The sequence below is a fragment of the Mycobacterium sp. TY814 genome, assembly GCF_030755175.1.
GTDB lineage: Bacteria > Actinomycetota > Actinomycetes > Mycobacteriales > Mycobacteriaceae > Mycobacterium.
The window spans coordinates 1403394-1421350 of the sequence record NZ_JAUFRY010000001.1 but is presented as its reverse complement, the minus strand read 5'-3'; the positions used below and the strand labels follow the sequence as shown (position 1 = coordinate 1421350).

The window sequence follows — 17957 nt, the reverse complement described above, 5'->3', positions numbered from 1 at the left end:
ACCGTTCATTCCGGCACCCCGATCTTCGCGCTGATCTTTACCAAAGCGCCGGAGGTGACGCCCAATTCCTGGTGCACTGCCGAGCCCGGAGAGTTCAGCGGGAGCCACACCACCCGGTCCGGCATGTCAGTCACGTTGAGCGGCAAGGTGATTGAGCCGCGATCGGTGCTGACGGTGACCGACTCGCCGTCGGTGGCGCCGATTTCCTTGGCGGTGTCGGCCGACAACCGCACCACCGGGGTGCGCGCGGTACCCGCCAGATGCGGCTCGCCGTCCTGCCCGCGGCCGGCGTCCAGCAGCAGCCGCCAGCCGACCAGCACCGCCTCGCCGGACTCGGGTTGCGCGGCGGGCGCGGCCTCGACGTGCGGACTGCCCGCGTGCTTTCCGTCCCAGGTGCCCAGCCCCGCGAGTTCCTCGCGCGCCGACTCGACGGTCGAGCAGTTGAGCAGGATGCCCAGCTCGTCGGCCAGCGTGTCGAGCACCCGGTGATCGGATTGGCTGGCCTGCAGCATGCTGCCTTTGAAAGCCGGTTCGAAGCCGCGGTAGCGACCCTCCCAGTTGACGAAGGCACCGGCCTTCTGGGTGGTCGGGGCGACCGGGAACACCACGTCGGCCCGTTGGGTGACCGGGCTGTGCCGCAACTCCAGGCTGACCACGAAGGGCGCCGCGTCCAGCGCGGCCAGTACCGCGTCCGGGTCGGCGAAGTCACCGGGTTCGATGCCACCGACCAGCAGCGCGCCCAGGGTGCCGTCGGTGGCGGCGGCCAGGATGCCGTCCACGTCACGTCCTGCGGCGGAAGGCAATTCGTCGACGTGCCAGGCGGCGGCGACCTGCGAGCGGGCGGTGTCGTCGGCGACCGGGCGGCCGCCGGGCAACAGTGCGGGCAGGGCTCCGGCTTCCAGCGCCCCGCGTTCTCCGGCCCGTCGCGGCACCCAGGCCAGGCGGGCACCGGTCGAGTCGGCCAACCGGGCCGCCGCCGAGAGCGCGCCGGGGACCGTGGCCAGCCGTTCGCCGACCATGATGACCGCGCCGGGGGTGCTGAGCAGGTCACCGACTTCACCGGTGGCCAGGCCGTCCAGCGCCGCGGGCTCACCGCCGGGCGCGGTCTGCAGCAGCCGACCCGACATCTTGTCCAGCGCGCGGGTGGCGAACGGCGCGATCGAATACACCGGGACGCCGTTCTTGCGTGCGGCCTTGCGCAGCCGCAGGAACACGATCGGCGATTCTTCCTCCGGCTCGAATCCGGCCAGCAGCACCACCGGAGCCGATTCCAGGTCGGCGTAGCTGACGCTGACCGGCCGGCCCGCGATGCGCGCCGCCAGGAAGTCGGCCTCCTCGGCCGAGTGAGGCCGGGCGCGGAAGTCGATGTCGTTGGTGTTCAGCACGATTCGCGCGAACTTGGCGTAGGCGTAGGCGTCTTCCCAGGTCGCTCTGCCGCCGACCAGCACGCCGGTGCGGCCGCGTGCCGCCTCGAGGCCCTGGGTCGCGGCCACGATCGCGTGCGCCCAGGACGCCGGTGCCAGCTCGCCATTGGCGTCCCGGACCAGGGGAGTGGTCAGGACGTCTGGCTGGGTGGCGTAGGTGAACGCCCACCTGCCCTTGTCGCAGTTCCATTCCTCGTTGACTTCCGGGTCGTCGCCGGCCAGGCGGCGGGTCACCTTGCCGCGCCGGTGGTCGGTGCGCTGGGCACACCCGGACGCGCAGTGCTCGCACACGCTGGGGCTGGACACCAGGTCGAACGGGCGGGCCCGGAACCGGTAGGACATGCCGGTCAACGCGCCGACGGGGCAGACCTGCACGGTGTTGCCGGAGAAGTAGGAGTCGAACGGCTCGTTGGCGTAGATGCCGACCTGCTGCAGGGCGCCGCGCTCCTGCATGTCGATGAACGGGTCGCCGGCGATCTGGTTGGAGAACCGGGTGCAGCGGGCGCACAGGATGCAGCGTTCGCGGTCCAGCAGCACCTGCGCGGAGATGTTGATCGGTTTGGCGAAGGTGCGCTTGGTGTCGGTGAAGCGAGATTCCGCTCGCCCGTTGGACATTGCCTGGTTCTGCAGCGGGCATTCACCGCCCTTGTCGCACATCGGGCAGTCCAGCGGGTGGTTGATCAGCAGCAGCTCCATCACGCCGTGCTGGGCCTTGTCGGCCGCCGCCGAAGTGAGCTGGGTGCGCACCACCATGTCGTCGGTGCAGACCGTGGTGCACGACGCCAGCGGCTTGCGCTGGCCCTCCACCTCGACCAGGCACTGCCGGCAGGCACCGACCGGGTCGAGCAGCGGGTGGTCACAGAACCGGGGGATCTGAATGCCCATCAGCTCGGCCGCGCGAATGACCAGAGTTCCCTTGGGGACGCTGATTTCGGCACCGTCGATGGTCAGCGTCACCATGTCCGGCGGCTTGACCTCGTCGCCGGTATCCGTCTTGGCCGCACTTGTCATTGCAGCGTCAGGCCTTTCCATTCAGAGTCGGCTCGAAAGACAACATGGAATCCTTGGGGTCGAACGGGCACCCGCCGGTCTCGACGTGCGCGATGTACTCGTCGCGGAAGTGCTGAATCGACGACATCACCGGGCTGGCCGCGCCATCTCCCAACGCGCAGAACGACTTTCCGAGGATCGCGTCCGAGATGTCGAGCAGCTTGTCGAGGTCTTCGCGGGTGCCCTGGCCGTTCTCCAGCCGTGCGTAGATCTTGTCCAGCCAGAACGTGCCCTCGCGGCACGGCGTGCACTTGCCGCAGGACTCGTGCTTGTAAAACTCGGTCCAGCGACGCACCGCGCGCACCACGCAGGTGGTTTCGTCGAAGATCTCGAGTGCCTTGGTGCCCAGCATCGAGCCGACCCCGCCGACGCCTTCGTAGTCCAGCGGAACGTCGAGGTGTTCGTCGGTGAGCAGGGGAGTCGACGAACCGCCCGGCGTCCAGAACTTCAGCCGGTGGCCTGCCCGGACGCCGCCGGCGTAATCGAGCAACTCGCGCAACGTGATTCCCAGCGGTGCTTCGTACTGGCCGGGCCGGGTGACGTGCCCGGACAACGAGTACAGGGTGAAGCCGGGCGATTTCTCGCTGCCCATCGAACGGAACCAGTCGACGCCGTTGAGGATGATCGACGGCACGCTGGCGATGGTCTCGACGTTGTTGATCACCGTGGGGCAGCCGTAGAGGCCGGCGACCGCGGGGAAGGGGGGCCGCAACCGCGGCTGGCCGCGGCGGCCTTCCAGCGAGTCGAGCAGCGCCGTCTCCTCGCCGCAGATGTAGGCGCCCGCGCCGGCGTGCACCACCAGCTCGAGATCGAAACCGGAACCGCCGATGTCGCGACCCAGGTAACCGGCCGCGTACGCCTCGGCCACCGCGTTCTGCAGGCGGCGCAGCACCGGCACCACTTCGCCGCGCACGTAGATGAACGCGTGGCTGGCCCGGATCGCGTACGCGGCGATGATGACGCCCTCGACCAGCACGTGCGGGGTGGCCAGCATCAGCGGAATGTCTTTGCAGGTGCCCGGTTCGGACTCGTCGGCGTTGACCACCAGGTAGTGCGGCTTGGCCGCGGGGCCCTTGTCGCCCTGCGGGATGAACGACCACTTGGTCCCGGTGGAGAACCCGGCGCCGCCACGTCCGCGCAACCCGGAGTCCTTGACGGTCGCGATCACGTCGTCGGGGTTCATGGCCAGGGCCTTCTTCATGGCCTGGTAGCCATCGTTGCGTTCGTAGGTTTCCAGCGAGAAGGACTGCGGGTCATCCCAGTAGCGGCTGATGACCGGCGTCAAAGGTGTTGTCATGCTTGGCCTTCCGGACCAGGGGGAGCCTGCATGTCGTTCTCCTGAGCCACCCGCAGCCCGGCCAGGGTGGCCGCGCCCGGGCCGCCCTGCCCTTCGTCGGGGCGCTCGTCGCGAAGACCGGCGAGAATGCGTGAGGTCTCGCGGAACTTGCACAGCGGGGCGCCCCGGGTGGGCGCCACCGGCCGGCCGGCGCGCAGGGAGTCGACGAGTTCGCGGGCCGAGTCGGCGGTCTGGTTGTCGTAGAACTCCCAGTTGACCATCACCACCGGGGCGTAGTCGCACGCTGCGTTGCACTCGATGTGCTGCAGCGTGACGGCACCGTCCTCGGTGGTCTCGTCATTGCCGACCCCGAGGTGCTCCTTGAGGTCGGCGAAGATCGCGTCGCCACCCATCACCGCGCACAGCGTGTTGGTGCAGACGCCGACCAGGTAATCGCCGGTGGGGCCGCGGCGGTACATGGTGTAGAAACTGGCCACCGCCGAGACCTCGGCACCGGTCAAATCCAGTTGCTGCGCGCAGAATTCCATACCGGCCGGGGTGATGTAGGAGTCCTCGCCCTGCACCAGGTGCAGCAGCGGCAGCAAGGCCGACCGGCTGTTGGGGTACTTGGCGATGATCTCCTTGGCTTCCACCTCCAGCCGCGCCTGCACCTCGGGGGGATACGACTCCGGGGCGCCGTCGACCACGAACTGGCTGGGCTCCTCCGGCGGCGGTCCGAGCCGCAGGAAAACCCTTTCGCCGCTGCCTGATTCGCTCATCGGTCCACTCCGCCCATCACCGGGTCGATGCTGGCGACCGCGGTGATCAGGTCGGCGACCATGCCGCCTTCGCACATCGCGGCCACCGACTGCAGGTTGGTGAACGAGGGGTCCCGGTAGTGCACCCGGTAAGGGCGGGTGCCGCCGTCGCTGACCATGTGCACACCGAGTTCGCCACGCGGCGATTCCACCGCCACATACACCTGGCCGGCCGGAACGCGGATGCCCTCGGTCACCAGCTTGAAGTGGTGAATGAGGGCTTCCATCGAGCTGCCCATGATCTTGGCGATGTGTTCCGGTGAGTTACCCATGCCGTCAGGGCCCACGGAAAGGTCTGCGGGCCAAGCGATCTTGCGGTCCTCGACCATCGTCGGGCCGGGCTTGAGCTGATCCAGACACTGCTCGACGATCTTGATCGACTCCCACATCTCGTTGACGCGAATCATGTAGCGCCCGTAAGCGTCACACGTGTCCGCGGTGATCACGTCGAATTCGTAGTTCTCATATCCGCAGTAGGGTTCGCTCTTGCGCAGATCGTGGGGCAGCCCGGTGGAACGCAGGATCGGGCCGGTGATGCCGAGCGCCATGCAACCGGTCAGGTCGAGGTATCCGACATCCTCGGTGCGGGCTTTCCAGATCGCGTTCTCGTTGAGCAGTTCGCCCATCTGGCGCAGCGGGATGCGCAGTTCCTTGAGGGCCGCGGCGATGTCGTCGACGCCACCCGGCGGCAGGTCCTGGGCGAGGCCACCCGGCCGGATGTAGGCACTGTTCATCCGCAGGCCGGTGATCTTCTCGAAGAGGGTCAGAATGATCTCGCGGGCCCGGAAGCCGACGAACATCGGCGTCATGGCGCCCAGTTCCATTCCGCCGGTGGCCAATGCGACCAGGTGCGACGAGATGCGGTTGAGCTCCATCATCATCACCCGGATGACGTTGACCCGTTCCGGGATCTCGTCGGTGATGCCGAGCAGCTTCTCCACGCCGAGGCAGTAGGCGGTCTCGTTGAAAAACGGTGCCAGGTAGTCCATTCGGGTGACGAAGGTGACGCCCTGCGTCCAGTACCGGTATTCGAGGTTCTTCTCGATTCCGGTGTGCAGGTAGCCGATTCCGCACCGGGCCTCGGTGACCGTCTCGCCCTCGATCTCGAGGATCAGCCGCAGCACGCCGTGGGTGGACGGGTGCTGGGGTCCCATGTTGACGACGATGCGCTCGCCGGGGTCGGCCTTGCGGGCGGCGTCGACGACCTTGTCCCAGTCCTGACCGCCTGCGACCACCAGGGTTTCGGTTGTGCTCATCAGTTGTAGCCCCTGCGCTCATCGGGCGGAGGAATCTGCGCGCCCTTGTACTCGACCGGGATGCCGCCCAGCGGGTAGTCCTTGCGTTGCGGGTGCCCGTGCCAGTCGTCGGGCATTTCGATGCGGGTCAGCGACGGGTGGCCGTCGAAGATGATGCCGAAGAAGTCGTAGGTTTCGCGCTCGTGCCAGTCATTGGTGGGGTAGACCCCGAACAGCGACGGGATGTGCGGATCACTATCGGGCGCAACAACTTCCAGCCGTAGCCGGCGATTGTGCGTGATCGACTTCAGCGGGTACACCGCGTGCAGTTCGCGGCCCGTCTCGTTCGGGAAGTGCACGCCGCTGACGCCCAGGCACAGCTCGAACCGCAGGTCCGGTTCGTCACGCAGTCGTTGGGCGACCTGCGGCAGCAGGTCGCGGCGCACGTGCAGCGTCAGCTCGTCGCGGTAGACCACGACCTTCTCGATCGCCTCGTTGAAGGAGAGACCCTCGCGGTCCAGCGCCTCGGCGAGGCGGTCGGCGATGTCGTCGAAGTAGCTGCCGTAGGGGCGGGGGCTCTCGCCGGGCAGCGCGATCTCGCGCACCAGCCGGCCGTAGCCGGAGGTGTCGCCGGTGCCGCGCACGCCGAACATGCCGCGGCGAACGTTGATGACCTCTTGACCTTCCGGCGGCAAGTCGGCCCCCGGAGTCAGCGTCGCGCCCTGGGAGTCCTTGTCGGGTGAGCTCATCGCAGCAGTCCGCGCATCTCGATCGTCGGCCGGGCCGCCATCGCCGCCTCTTCGGCTTCAGCGATGGCCTTCTCGCGGTTGACGCCCAGCGGCATTTCCTGAATCTTCTCGTGCAGCTTGAGGATTGCGTACAACAGCATCTCGGGCCGCGGCGGGCAGCCGGGCAGGTAGATGTCCACCGGCACCACGTGGTCGACGCCCTGGACCACCGCGTAGTTGTTGAACATCCCCCCCGACGAGGCGCAGACACCCATCGCCAGGACCCACTTCGGCTCGGCCATCTGGTCGTAGATCTGCCGCAGCACCGGCGCCATCTTCTGGCTCACCCGGCCCGCGACGATCATCAGGTCGGCCTGCCGCGGCGTCGCCGAGAACCGTTCCATGCCGAATCGGGCGATATCGAACCTCGGACCCGCGGTCGCCATCATCTCGATGGCGCAGCAGGCCAACCCGAACGTCGCCGGCCACAACGAGTTCTTGCGGACATAGCCCGCAACCTTCTCGACTGTGGACAGCAGGATCCCGCCGGGTAACTGTTCTTCCAGTCCCACGTCCTACCTACCTCAATCCCACGTCAGGCCGCCGCGGCGCCACACATATGCGTAGGCCACGAAAACCGTGAGCATGAATATGACCATCTCGACGAGCGCGAAAGCCCCCAGCGAATCGAAGCTAACCGCCCACGGATAGAGGAACACAATTTCAATATCGAAGACGATGAACAACATTGCGGTCAGGTAATACTTGATCGGGAATCGCTGCCCGCTCGCGGCATGCGGTCCGCTGAACCCGGTTTCGGTGGGCTCGATCCCGCATTCGTAGGCCTCGAGCTTCGAGCGGTTGTATCGGGTCGGGCCGGTGATGCTGGCGAGGAAGACCGAACCGATGGCGAAGGCCGCGGCAATGCCCGCCATCACCAATATGGGTATGTAGACGTTCACTTGCTCCACGTTTTCCGTCGTTTGGGCTGTCGACAGCGGTCACGCGGCGACCAGGTGTGACGAAACCGGACTGAGGTACCCCGACATGACCTTGCCCACAGCCTAGCCAGGAACGGCTCGCCGGTCGCGCGCACCCTACCGATACGCCTATCGGACGGCCTACGGATAGACGCCACCGGCGCCGCCGGCACCCGGCGCACCGGCACCTCCGCCGTTGCCGCCGATCTGGCCGGTGGGGGCGGAGCCGGCTTTGCCGGATCCGCCGGGCAGGCCTGCGTCACCGGGGTTTCCGCTGCCGCTGGTGCCGCCCGAACCGCCGTCGCCGCCGTCGCCGCCGTCGCCACCGGTGCCGCCGGTGCCGCTGCCGCCGGATGTCGATCCGCCGGCGCCACCCGTGCCCCCGGCGCCTGCGTACCCGCCCTTGCCGCCGCTGAACGCGGAGCCGAAGAAGGCATCAGCGCCGGTACCGCCCATGCCCCCGTGACCGCCTTTACCGCCGTTGCCACCGACGGCGCCGGGACCCTGAGCCTGGCCGCCTGTCCCGCCGCTGCCACCGCCACCACCGAGACCGGCGTCGCCGGGTGCGGCGGTCAGTGTGCCGGCAGAACCGCCGCCCCCGACGCCGCCAGTTCCGCCGTTGCCGCCGGCGCCGCCGAGGTTGCTGGCAAGTCCGCCGAAGGCGAAGCCGCCGGTGCCGCCATTGCCGCCTCTGCCGCCGAAGCCGCCTTGTTGACTCAATCCGACCGGTGGAGTGCCGCCCGTGCCGCCGTTGCCGCCGTCGCCGCCGGTGCCGCCGGTTTCGACGAGGTCGCCGGAGCCGCCGTTGCCTCCGCTGCCGCCGTCGCCGCCGGCGCCGGCGAAGAATCCCTGCGGGGCCGCGGCGCCGCCGGCGCCGCCTTTGCCGCCGTGACCGCCGCTGCCCCCGGCCGCGCTGGCGATGGTGCCGCCGGTGCCGGCGGCACCGGCGTTGCCGCCCGCGCCGCCGCGCCCGCCCGCGCCGCCGTTGCCGTTGGTGGCGTCGGAACCGTTGCCGCCCGTGCCGCCGTAGCCGCCCGCGCCGCTGGCACCGTTCGTACCGCCGTTGCCGGAAGCGCCGCCGTTGCCCCCGCCGCCGCCGGCGCCACCCATGCCGCCGGGGTCGCCTTGGGTGATGCCCAACGTGACGCCGTTGCCGCCGTCTCCGCCCTGGCCACCCGTGCCGCCGGTGCCGCCGTTGCCCCAGGTGGCGCCGAAACCGGCAGCGCCGCCGTTGCCGCCCTTGCCGCCGGTGCCGCCCATGCCGCCGACTCGTGCGCCCGTTCCGGTGTCGATGCCGCCGTGGCCGCCGTAGCCGCCGTAGCCGCCGGCACCGCCGTTGCCTCCGGTGCCGCCTGGGGCGCTGCCGCCACTGCCACCGACACCACCGGCGCCGCCGGTGTCACCGACGAGACCCGGGCTGGCCGCACTGCCCATGCTGCCGGTGCCGCCGGCACCGCCCCTGCCGCCAATCCCGCCGTTGCCCACGGTGTAACCGATGCCGCGTAATCCCGCGTTACCGCCATTGCCGCCGGCACCACCTGCCGGGGCGACGGCTCCACCGGAGCCGGTGTCCTGGCCGCCCATACCGCCGTCGCCGCCGATACCGCCGTTTCCGGCGTTCCCGCCGATGCTGCCGTCTCCATTGGCAGTACCGCCATTGCCACCGTTGCCGCCGGCGCCGCCGGTGTCGCCGACCTTTCCGGGGGCAGCGACGTTGCACGAGGTGCCGTCGCCGCCGTTGCCGCCGGTCCCGCCGACGCCACCCACACCTGCTTTGGCGCCGGTTCCGGCCGTGCCGGCGTCCCCGCCGTTGCCGCCATTACCGCCGGCCGGGGCGACGCTTCCACCGGTTCCGGTGTCGAAGCCGCCGTGTCCACCGTTGCCGCCGGTACCGCCATTACCGGCGTTACCGCCGACGCTGCCGGTGCCGGTGGCCTTGCCGCCGTTGCCGCCGGCGCCACCCTGGCCGCCGGCATCACCGGCCAAGCCGCTGTTGGCGTTGTTGCCATTGGCGCCGGCGCCGCCATTGCCGCCGTTGCCGCCGGTACCTCCCTTGCCGGAGACGGCGCCGCTGCCGGGGGTGCCGGCATCGCCACCATTGCCACCGGCGCCGCCAGTCGGCGCGACGGTGCCGCCCGTGCCGGTGTCAAGGCCGCCGTTGCCGCCGTTGCCGCCCGCGCCGCCGTTACCGGCGTTGCCGCCGGTCCCGGTGCCGCCCGCGCCGCCGTTGCCGCCCGTGCCGCCGGCACCGCCGACGAGGCCGGTGCTGCCTGGGCCGGTGGGGCCGGCGTTACCACCGGTGCCACCGTTGCCTCCGGTCCCGCCGGTGCCCGCGGCACCGCCGCTCCCTCCGGTACCACCGCCGCCCACCGCGCCGCCGGCTCCGGCGTCGCCGCCGGCTCCGCCGTTGCCGCCTGCCGCTCCGGCCATGCTGGTGCCTCCGGCGCTGGATCCCGCGCCCCCGTTGCCGCCGGCGCCGCCGTTGCCGCCGAGGCCGCCGGAACCGTTCGTGCCGCCGGCGCCGGTGCCACCGCCATCACCGCCACCGCCACCAGCGCCGCCCTGGCCACCGATTGCTCCGACGAAACCTTTGCCCAGCGCAGCGTTTCCGCCGCCGCCGCCGGCGCCGCCTGCACCGCCCATGGCGCCTTGGCCGCCGATGGCCCCGGTACCGCTCGCAAAACCGCCGGCTCCGCCGAGCCCGCCGGCCCCGCCCTTGCCGCCTGCACCGGGTGCGACGGTCGAGGCGGAGTCGCCGATACCGCCGGCGCCGCCGGCTCCCGCTATGCCGCCGGCCCCGCCGGTGTTGGAGGCGAGACCGCCGGTGCTGGTGCCCCCAGCGCCGCCGTTGCCGCCGGCACCGCCGGCGCCGCCGGAGATCGTGGCGCCGAAGGCCACGGTGATGTTGGCGCCGCTGCCGCCGGCGCCGCCCTGGCCGCCGTTGCCGCCGGTTTCGACGAGGTCACCCACACCGCCCGCACCGCCCGCGCCGCCGTTGCCGCCGGCGCCCCCTGGTGTGCCAACGGCGCTGAAGTAGGCGGAGTTGTTGGCGCCGTTGCCGCCGACGCCGCCGTTGCCGCCATTGCCGCCCGCGCCACCGACGGGGCTCGAGGTACCGCCGGTGCCGGCAGATCCTGCGGCGCCGCCCTTGCCGCCGTTGCCGCCGGCTCCGGGCGGGCCACCGGCGTAGGCGCCGACGCCGCCGTTGCCGCCATTGCCGCCGTTACCGCCGGCGCCGCTGGCGCCGTTGGTGCCACCCGACCCGGAGTTGCCGCCGTTGCCGCCGACACCGCCGGCCCCGCCGTCCCCGCCGTTGTCGCCTGCGGTGGTTATGCCGCTGGTCCAGCCGTAGCCGGTGCTGCCGTTCCCGCCAGTGCCGGCCTTGCCGCCGGCGCCGCCATTGCCCCAGGTCGCGCCACCGCCGGCCGCGCCGCCATTGCCGCCGTTTCCGCCGGCGCCGCCCGCCGGGGCCGTGGTCCCGCCGGTACCGAGGTCGGTGCCACCGTTGCCGCCACTGCCGGCAGTGCCGCCACTGCCGCCGTTTCCGCCGATACTGCCGACACCCGTGGCGGTGCCGCCGTTGCCGCCAGCGCCGCCTTGACCACCCGTGTCGCCGACAACACCGGGGTTGCCCGTGTTACCGGTGCGTCCGGTACCTCCGCTGCCGCCGTTGCCGCCAGTGCCGCCGCTGCCGGCGATGTCGCCGGTGCCGACGGAGCCGGCGTTGCCGCCGTTGCCGCCGTTGCCGCCGGCCGGGGCGACGGTTGCGCCGGTCCCGGCGTCGAGGCCGCCGTTGCCCCCATTGCCGCCTTGGCCGCCGCTGCCCGCCTTACCGCCGACGCTTCCGAGGCCGGTGGCGTTGCCACCGCTCCCGCCGGTACCACCGGCGCCGCCGGTGTCGCCGGCGAGGCCCACGTTGCCGTTGTTGCCCGCGGTGCCGTTGCCCCCGTTGCCGCCCGCGCCACCCGTGCCGCCGCTGCCCGCGGTCACACCTAGGCCGGCCGCGCCGGCGTCTCCACCGTTGCCGCCGTTGCCGCCGCTGGGGGCGATCCCTCCGCCGAGGTTCTTGTCTGCCCCGCCGTTGCCGCCGTTCCCGCCGGCGCCACCGTCTCCGGCCCGGCCGCCGACACTGCCGGTCCCGGTCGCGATTCCGCCGGCACCACCGGCACCACCCTGGCCGCCCGTGTCACCGGCGAAGCCGCCGAGTCCGGCGTTGCCATTGCTGCCGGCACCTCCGGTGCCGCCCTTGCCGCCGGTAGCTCCAATGCCCTTGCCATCGCCGCCGATACCGGGGGTACCCGCCGCGCCGCCGTTGCCGCCAGCGCCCCCGGCGGGGGCGACGGTTCCGCCGGTGCCGATGTCGGTGCCGCCATTGCCGCCGTTGCCGCCGGCGCCGCCGCTGCCGGCGTTGCCGCCGATGCCGCCGATGTAGGTCGCACCACCGTTGCCGCCGATACCGCCGGCGCCACCGGCGTCACCTGCGAGACCAGCGCTGCCCGCATTGCCGGTGCTGCCGGCGCCACCGTTGCCGCCGTTACCGCCATTGCCGGTGAACTGGTTGAAAGTGCCGGCACCGGGATAGCCGGAATGGCCGCCGTTTCCGCCGGCGCCACCGGACGGGGCGATGCCCCCGCCGGTGCCGGTGTCAGCACCGCCGGCGCCACCGTCGCCGCCGTTACCACCGTTGCCGCCCTGGCCGCCGAAGCCGACGCCGCGGCCGCTGCCGGCGGCGCCGCCCTTGCCGCCGCTGCCACCGTTGCCGCCCGCGTGGCCGGCCTCTCCGGGGACGCCCGCGTTCCCGTTACTGCCGTTACCGCCGGTACCTCCGTTACCCGCGGCGCCGGCAATGCCGTTGCGTGCGGAGCCCTCTCCGATGCCGCCGTTGCCGCCATTGCCGCCGAGGCCGCCAGTGCCGCCATTCTGACCACCGAAGCCGATATCGGCTCCGCCGTTACCGCCGATGCCTCCGGCGCCGCCGTGGCCGGCGTTGCCGCCGTCCAGGCCCGAGCCGCCGCTGCCGCCGCTGCCGCCGACGCCGCCGTCGAAGCCTGCGCCGCCGGGGTTGCCGGTCGCGCCGGTGCCGCCGGTGCCGCCGTTGCCGCCGGCGCCGCCGGTGCCGCTGATGCCCCCGATGGCACCGGTACCACCCTTGCCGGCGTTACCGCCGATTCCGCCGGCGCCACCGGCCGGCGCTGCGCCGCCTGCGAGACCTGTACCGCCGTCGCCACCGTTGCCGCCGGCTCCGCCGTTTCCGGCGTAGCCGCCGACGCTGCCGGTTCCGGTGGCGTTGCCGCCGTTGCCGCCGGTGCCGCCCTTGCCGCCGGCGTCGCCGGAAAGGCCCGGGCCGCCGTTGTTGCCGGCCGTTCCGGTGCCGCCGTTGCCGCCGTGTCCGCCTTTGCCGCCACCGCCGAGAGTCGCGCCGGTGCCGAACGCGCCGGCGTCGCCACCGTTACCGCCGTTGCCGCCGCTCGGGGCCATGCCGCCGCCGGGCAACTTGTCGATCCCGCCGTTGCCGCCGCTGCCGCCGGCACCGCCGTTACCCGCCTTGCCGCCGACGCTGCCGGCGCCGGTGGCGTTACCCCCACTGCCGCCGGTCCCGCCGGCGCCGCCGTCGGTGCCGCTACTGGAGCCCGAGAAGCCGCCGTTCAATCCCGCGCCGCCAGCACCGCCGTCGCCGCCGGCACCACCGGTGCCGCCGGTGCCCGCTGTGAAGCCGAACCCGGCCGTGCCGGCGTCACCGCCATTTCCGCCATTGCCACCTGCGGGGGCGCCGGCCCCGATGTCGGAACCGCCGGCGCCACCGGCGCCGCCGCGGCCACCGCTGCCGGCGTTACCGCCGACCCCGAGATTGCCGGTGGCGTTACCGCCACTACCGCCGCGGCCGCCGGCACCGCCGGCGTCTCCGGCTAGGCCGGCATTGCCGTTGTTGCCGGTGCTACCGGCACCGCCGCTACCGCCATTGCCGGCAACGCCGTCGCTGCCGATCAGGCCCGCGTTGCCGCCATCGCCTCCGTTGCCGCCCTTCGGGGCGACGGTTCCGCCGGTCCCCAGGTCAGCGCCGCCGGCTCCGCCGTTACCGCCGCTGCCGCCGGCACCGGCAGTGCCCCCGCCGCCAGCGTTGCCACCCTTGCCGCCGGCTCCGCCGCTGCCGCCGTCGGTGCCGGGGCCGCCGTCTGCGCCGTTGCCGCCGAGCCCGCCGGCGCCGCCGTTGCCGACGGTGCCGCCGTTGCCGCCGGCACCACCGTTTCCGCCGGTGCCGCCGGGGATGGTCGCGTTGAACCCGGCGGCGCCGGTGCCGCCGTTGCCGCCGCTATTGACTGCGGCCCCGCCGGTGCCGTCGGTGCCTTTGGCGCCGCCGGTGCCGCCGATGCCGGCCGCGCCGCCGGTGCCGCCGCCTCCGATGGCGCCCGGGTTGCCGCCGTTACCGCCGGTTCCGCCGTTGATGAAGGTGCCGTTGCCCGCGGCGCCGTTGCCGCCGTCGCCGGGGGTGCCGGCGTTGCCGCCATTGGCGCCGGCTCCGCCGTCGCCGTTGGCGCCGACGATGCCGTGGGCGGACGCGCCGCCGTCGCCGCCGGTCCCGCCGTTGCCACCGGAGCCGCCGTTGCCACCGGAGCCGCCGTTGCCACCCGCGCCATTGTTGAATCCGGCCACTCCGGTGGCACCGGTCACGCCGTTGCCGCCATTGCCTCCGGTCGCACCGGAGCCGCCCTTGCCGCCTGCGCCGCCGTTGCCGGACACGGAGCCGCCGGACCCGCCGGCCCCGCCATTGCCGCCGGTGCCACCGGTGCCGCCGCCAGTACCTGATTCACCCGGCAGCACTCCGTTGTTCCCGGCCTGGCCGGCGGCGCCGTTGCCGCCTATGCCACCGGCGCCGCCGTTGCCGACGGTTCCACCGTTGCCGCCGGCGCCTCCGTTGCCGCCGTTGGCGCCGGGGGTGAGGGCGTTGAACCCGGCCCCACCCGCGCCGCCGTTGCCGCCGCTGGTGACCGGTGCCCCGGCCCCGCCGTCGAGGCCTTTGGTGCCGCCGGTGCCGCCGATTCCGGCTGCGCCGCCGGTGCCGGCGGCTCCGACATCGCCGGGGTTGCCGCCGTTGCCGCCGGCGCCGCCGTTGACGAACAGGGCCTCGCCGGCCGCGCCGTTGCCACCGTCGCCGGGGGTGCCGGCGTTGCCGCCGGTACCGCCCTGGCCGCCGTCGCCGTTGGTGCCGACGATGCCGTGGGCTGAGGCGCCGCCGTCGCCGCCGGCGCCACCCGCTCCGCCGGCGCCACCGCTGCCGCCCGAGCCGCCAGTCTGGCCTGCGCCGTTGTTGACCCCGGCGATCCCGGCTGCGCCGGTGAGCCCGTTGCCGCCGTTGCCGCCGGCTGCGCCGGCCCCGCCGTTGCCGCCTGCCCCGCCGTTGCCCGAGATCGAGCCGCCTTGCCCGCCGGCCCCACCGTGACCACCCGCCCCGCCGGCAATGCCGGGGGAGCCCGAGTCGCCGGGCAGGATCCCGTTGGGACCGGGAGTGCCGGCGGCGCCGTTGCCGCCGGCCCCGCCAGCCCCGCCATTGCCGACTGAGCCGCCGTTACCGCCGGCTCCGCCCGCGCCCCCGTCGGATCCGGCGGTGGTGGCGTTGAATCCGGCTCCGCCGGTGCCGCCATTGCCGCCGCTGGTGACTGCGGCCCCGGCCCCACCGTCGAGGCCTTTGGTGCCGCCGGTGCCGCCGACACCGGCATTGCCGCCGGTCCCGCCGGCGCCGAGGGTGCCGGCGTTACCGCCGTTGCCGCCGGCGCCGCCGTCGATGAACAGGGCCTCGCCGGGCGCGCCGTTGCCGCCGTCGCCGGGGGTGCCGGCGTTGCCGCCGTGCCCGCCCGCGCCACCATCGCCGTTGGCGCCGAGGGTGCCGTGGGCGGCGGTACCGCCGTCGCCGCCGGTGCCCCCGGTCCCGCCGGCTCCGCCGTTGCCGCCCGATCCGCCGCTTTGCCCGGCGCCGGCGTTGACGCCGCCGATCCCGGCTGCCCCGGCAAGCCCGTTGCCGCCGTTGCCGCCGGCCGCACCGTTACCGCCGGCGCCGCCGGCGCCGCCGTTACCGGAGACCACACCGCCGGAGCCCCCGGCACCGCCGTGGCCGCCCGCCCCGCCGGCGATACCGGGCGAGCCGGAGTCGCCGGGCAACACCCCGTTGGGGCCGGCGGTGCCGGCGGCGCCGTTGCCGCCGACCCCGCCGGCCCCCCCGTTGCCGACTGAGCCGCCGTTGCCACCGGCCCCGCCCGCGCCCCCGTCAGTTCCGGCGGTGGTGGCGTTGAATCCAGCTCCGCCGGTGCCGCCGTTGCCGCCGGCGGTGACCGCGGCTCCGGTCCCGCCGTCGAGGCCTTTGGTGCCGCCGGTGCCGCCGACACCCGCATTGCCGCCGGTCCCACTGGCCCCGACAGCGCCGGCGTTGCCGCCGTTGCCGCCGGCCCCGCCGTTGATGAACAGGGAGTCTCCGGCCGCGCCGGCGCCGCCGTCGCCGGGGGTGCCGGCGTTGCCGCCGCGCCCGCCCGCGCCGCCGTCACCGTTGACCCCGGCGGTGCCGTGGGCGGCGGCGCCGCCGTCGCCGCCGGTGCCCCCGGCCCCGCCGGCACCGCCGCTGCCGCCCGATCCGCCGCTTTGACCGGCGCCGTTGTTGACCCCGGCGATGCCGGCTGCCCCGCTGAGGCCGTCGCCGCCGTTGCCGCCGGCCCCGCCGACTCCACCGGCCCCGCCGGCGCCGCCGTTACCGGAGATGACCCCGCCCAGACCGCCGGCGCCGCCGTGCCCGCCGGCTCCGCCGGCGATACCGGGGGAGCCGGAGTCACCCGGGTTGAGCCCGCCAGGGCCGGAAGCGCCGGCGGCGCCGTTGCCGCCGGCGCCCCCAGCGCCGCCATTGCCGACCGAACCCCCATTACCGCCGGCCCCGCCCGCGCCGCCGTTGACGCCCGGGGTGAGCGCGCTGAACCCGGCTCCACCCGCGCCGCCGGACCCGCCGCTGAGCACCGTCAGCCCGGACCCGCCGGCGGCGCCGGCGACCGCGCCCGCGCCGCCGGCCGCCCCACCATGCCCGCCGCCTCCGGCCGCACCCGGATTGCCGCCGTTGCCGCCGGCCCCGCCGTTGATGAAGCCGGCGGTGCCGGCGGCTCCGGCGCCCCCATCGCCGGGCAGCCCGGCCGCCCCGCCGGCCCCGCCGGCCCCGCCGTTGCCGGCCGTCCCGGTTTGACCGAACAACCCGCCGGCCCCGCCGGCCCCACCCATGGCCCCGTCACCGCCGGCGCCCCCGTTCCCCCCCGAGCCGCCCGTCCCGCCGGCCCCAGCGTCGATCCCGGCGATCCCGGCCGTGCCGGTCACGCCACTGCCGCCGGCCCCACCGGCACCGCCGGCCCCACCGAGGCCGCCGGAGCCACCGTCACCGATGATGACCCCGCCCCGGCCTCCGGCCCCGCCCATCCCACCGTTGCCGGCGGGGCCGCCGTTGGTGCCCCAGTCACCGGGGTTGACCCCGTGATGCCCGGCCGTGCCGCTCAGGCCCGCACCACCGACCCCACCGAGGCCGCCGTCGCCGAACACATACGCCTGACCACCGGCCCCGCCGATACCCCCGACCCCGCCCAGAGTGACCGCCGTTCCCCCGGCCCCACCGGCACCGCCATTGCCCATCAACCAGCCCCCGGCGCCGCCGGTGCCCCCGGCCCCGCCGGCCACCCCCGCACCCCCGGCGCCGCCGGTGCCGATCAACCCGGCCGCCCCACCGGCCCCACCGGCCAGCGGGGTGCTGCCGGTCGGGCTGTAACCCGCCCCGCCATCGCCGAACCACAACCCGCCGGCACCCCCGGTCGGGTTGGCCGCCGTACCCGCGGCGCCGTTACCGATCAGATCCCGGCCCAACAACAACTGGGTGGGGAAGTTAAGGATCGGGTCCAGCACCTGACCGAACACACTGTTGATCCACCACTGACTCACCGTGTGGGTGGGCCCGTACACCAACAGCTGAAACACCCCAGCCACCGGCGAGGCCGCCACTGCCGCCGCTGAACCCTGCAGCCATGCCGCCGCACTGACTTCCGCCCCGGCATACTCCGCCGCCGCCGAACTCAACACCGCCACGAACTGGTCCTGATAACGCGCCGCCTGCGCAGCCAGCGCCTGATACTCCCGGGCATGAGTGCCGAACAACGCCGCAATCGCCGCCGACACCTCATCACCGGCCGCCGCCACTACCTGCGTCGTCGGCAGCACAGCCGCCGCACTACCCGCACTGACATCCGACCCGATTCGCGCCACATCCAACGCCGCCTGCGACACCACCTCCGGCGAAACGCTGACCATCGACATCGTCAAACCCCCTGCGCCCGAATTCACTGCTGCCCGTTAGCCATCAACTGCCACACCCGGTGGGGTATCGAGAGAATGACGTTCTCCGATGGTTCGTTGCGGCACCGAATCGTCGTTAGG

General features: G+C 73.6%; 8 protein-coding genes. All 8 read right to left on the bottom strand.

The window, feature by feature from the left end:
* Window positions 1-5: 5 nt before the first annotated feature.
* A complete protein-coding gene (locus QXH22_RS06235; protein WP_306275182.1) occupies window positions 6-2435 on the bottom strand; it encodes an NADH-quinone oxidoreductase subunit G in 2430 nt (809 codons plus the stop codon).
* Between the two features lie 7 nt (window positions 2436-2442).
* Entirely contained in the window at window positions 2443-3771 is a 1329-nt protein-coding gene (gene nuoF / locus QXH22_RS06230) for an NADH-quinone oxidoreductase subunit NuoF (RefSeq protein ID WP_306241847.1), read from the bottom strand.
* On the bottom strand, window positions 3768-4529 hold the full coding sequence (gene nuoE, locus QXH22_RS06225) for an NADH-quinone oxidoreductase subunit NuoE (RefSeq protein ID WP_306241846.1): 762 nt from the start codon (window positions 4527-4529) through the stop codon (window positions 3768-3770). Before nuoE ends, nuoF begins: the two co-directional genes overlap by 4 nt.
* Entirely contained in the window at window positions 4526-5824 is a 1299-nt protein-coding gene (gene nuoD / locus QXH22_RS06220) for an NADH dehydrogenase (quinone) subunit D (protein ID WP_306241845.1), read from the bottom strand. Before nuoD ends, nuoE begins: the two co-directional genes overlap by 4 nt.
* Window positions 5824-6552 carry an NADH-quinone oxidoreductase subunit C gene (locus QXH22_RS06215; RefSeq protein ID WP_306241844.1) on the bottom strand — a complete coding sequence of 243 codons (729 nt, stop codon included), beginning with the start codon at window positions 6550-6552 and terminating at the stop codon, window positions 5824-5826. Before QXH22_RS06215 ends, nuoD begins: the two co-directional genes overlap by 1 nt.
* Window positions 6549-7103 (bottom strand): NADH-quinone oxidoreductase subunit B family protein, encoded by a 555-nt coding sequence (locus QXH22_RS06210; RefSeq protein ID WP_055580867.1) that lies wholly within the window; start codon window positions 7101-7103, stop codon window positions 6549-6551. The genes QXH22_RS06215 and QXH22_RS06210 overlap by 4 nt, the downstream gene beginning before the upstream one ends.
* Window positions 7104-7115: 12 nt before the next feature.
* Window positions 7116-7493, bottom strand: coding sequence for an NADH-quinone oxidoreductase subunit A (locus QXH22_RS06205; protein ID WP_306244362.1), 378 nt, complete (start codon window positions 7491-7493; stop codon window positions 7116-7118).
* 159 nt (window positions 7494-7652) lie between these two features.
* Window positions 7653-17837: a PE family protein gene (locus QXH22_RS06200; protein ID WP_306275180.1), complete on the bottom strand. Its 10185-nt coding sequence runs from the start codon at window positions 17835-17837 to the stop codon at window positions 7653-7655.
* Window positions 17838-17957 lie beyond the last annotated feature (120 nt).

Bases quoted from the DNA above. Each gene is read 5' to 3' on its own strand.
- QXH22_RS06235 (WP_306275182.1), bottom strand. From the start codon at position 2,435: ATGACAAGTGCGGCCAAGACGGATACCGGCGACGAGGTCAAGCCGCCG.
- nuoF (WP_306241847.1), bottom strand. From the start codon at position 3,771: ATGACAACACCTTTGACGCCGGTCATCAGCCGCTACTGGGATGACCCG.
- nuoE (WP_306241846.1), bottom strand. From the start codon at position 4,529: ATGAGCGAATCAGGCAGCGGCGAAAGGGTTTTCCTGCGGCTCGGACCG.
- nuoD (WP_306241845.1), bottom strand. From the start codon at position 5,824: ATGAGCACAACCGAAACCCTGGTGGTCGCAGGCGGTCAGGACTGGGAC.
- QXH22_RS06215 (WP_306241844.1), bottom strand. From the start codon at position 6,552: ATGAGCTCACCCGACAAGGACTCCCAGGGCGCGACGCTGACTCCGGGG.
- QXH22_RS06200 (WP_306275180.1), bottom strand. From the start codon at position 17,837: ATGTCGATGGTCAGCGTTTCGCCGGAGGTGGTGTCGCAGGCGGCGTTG.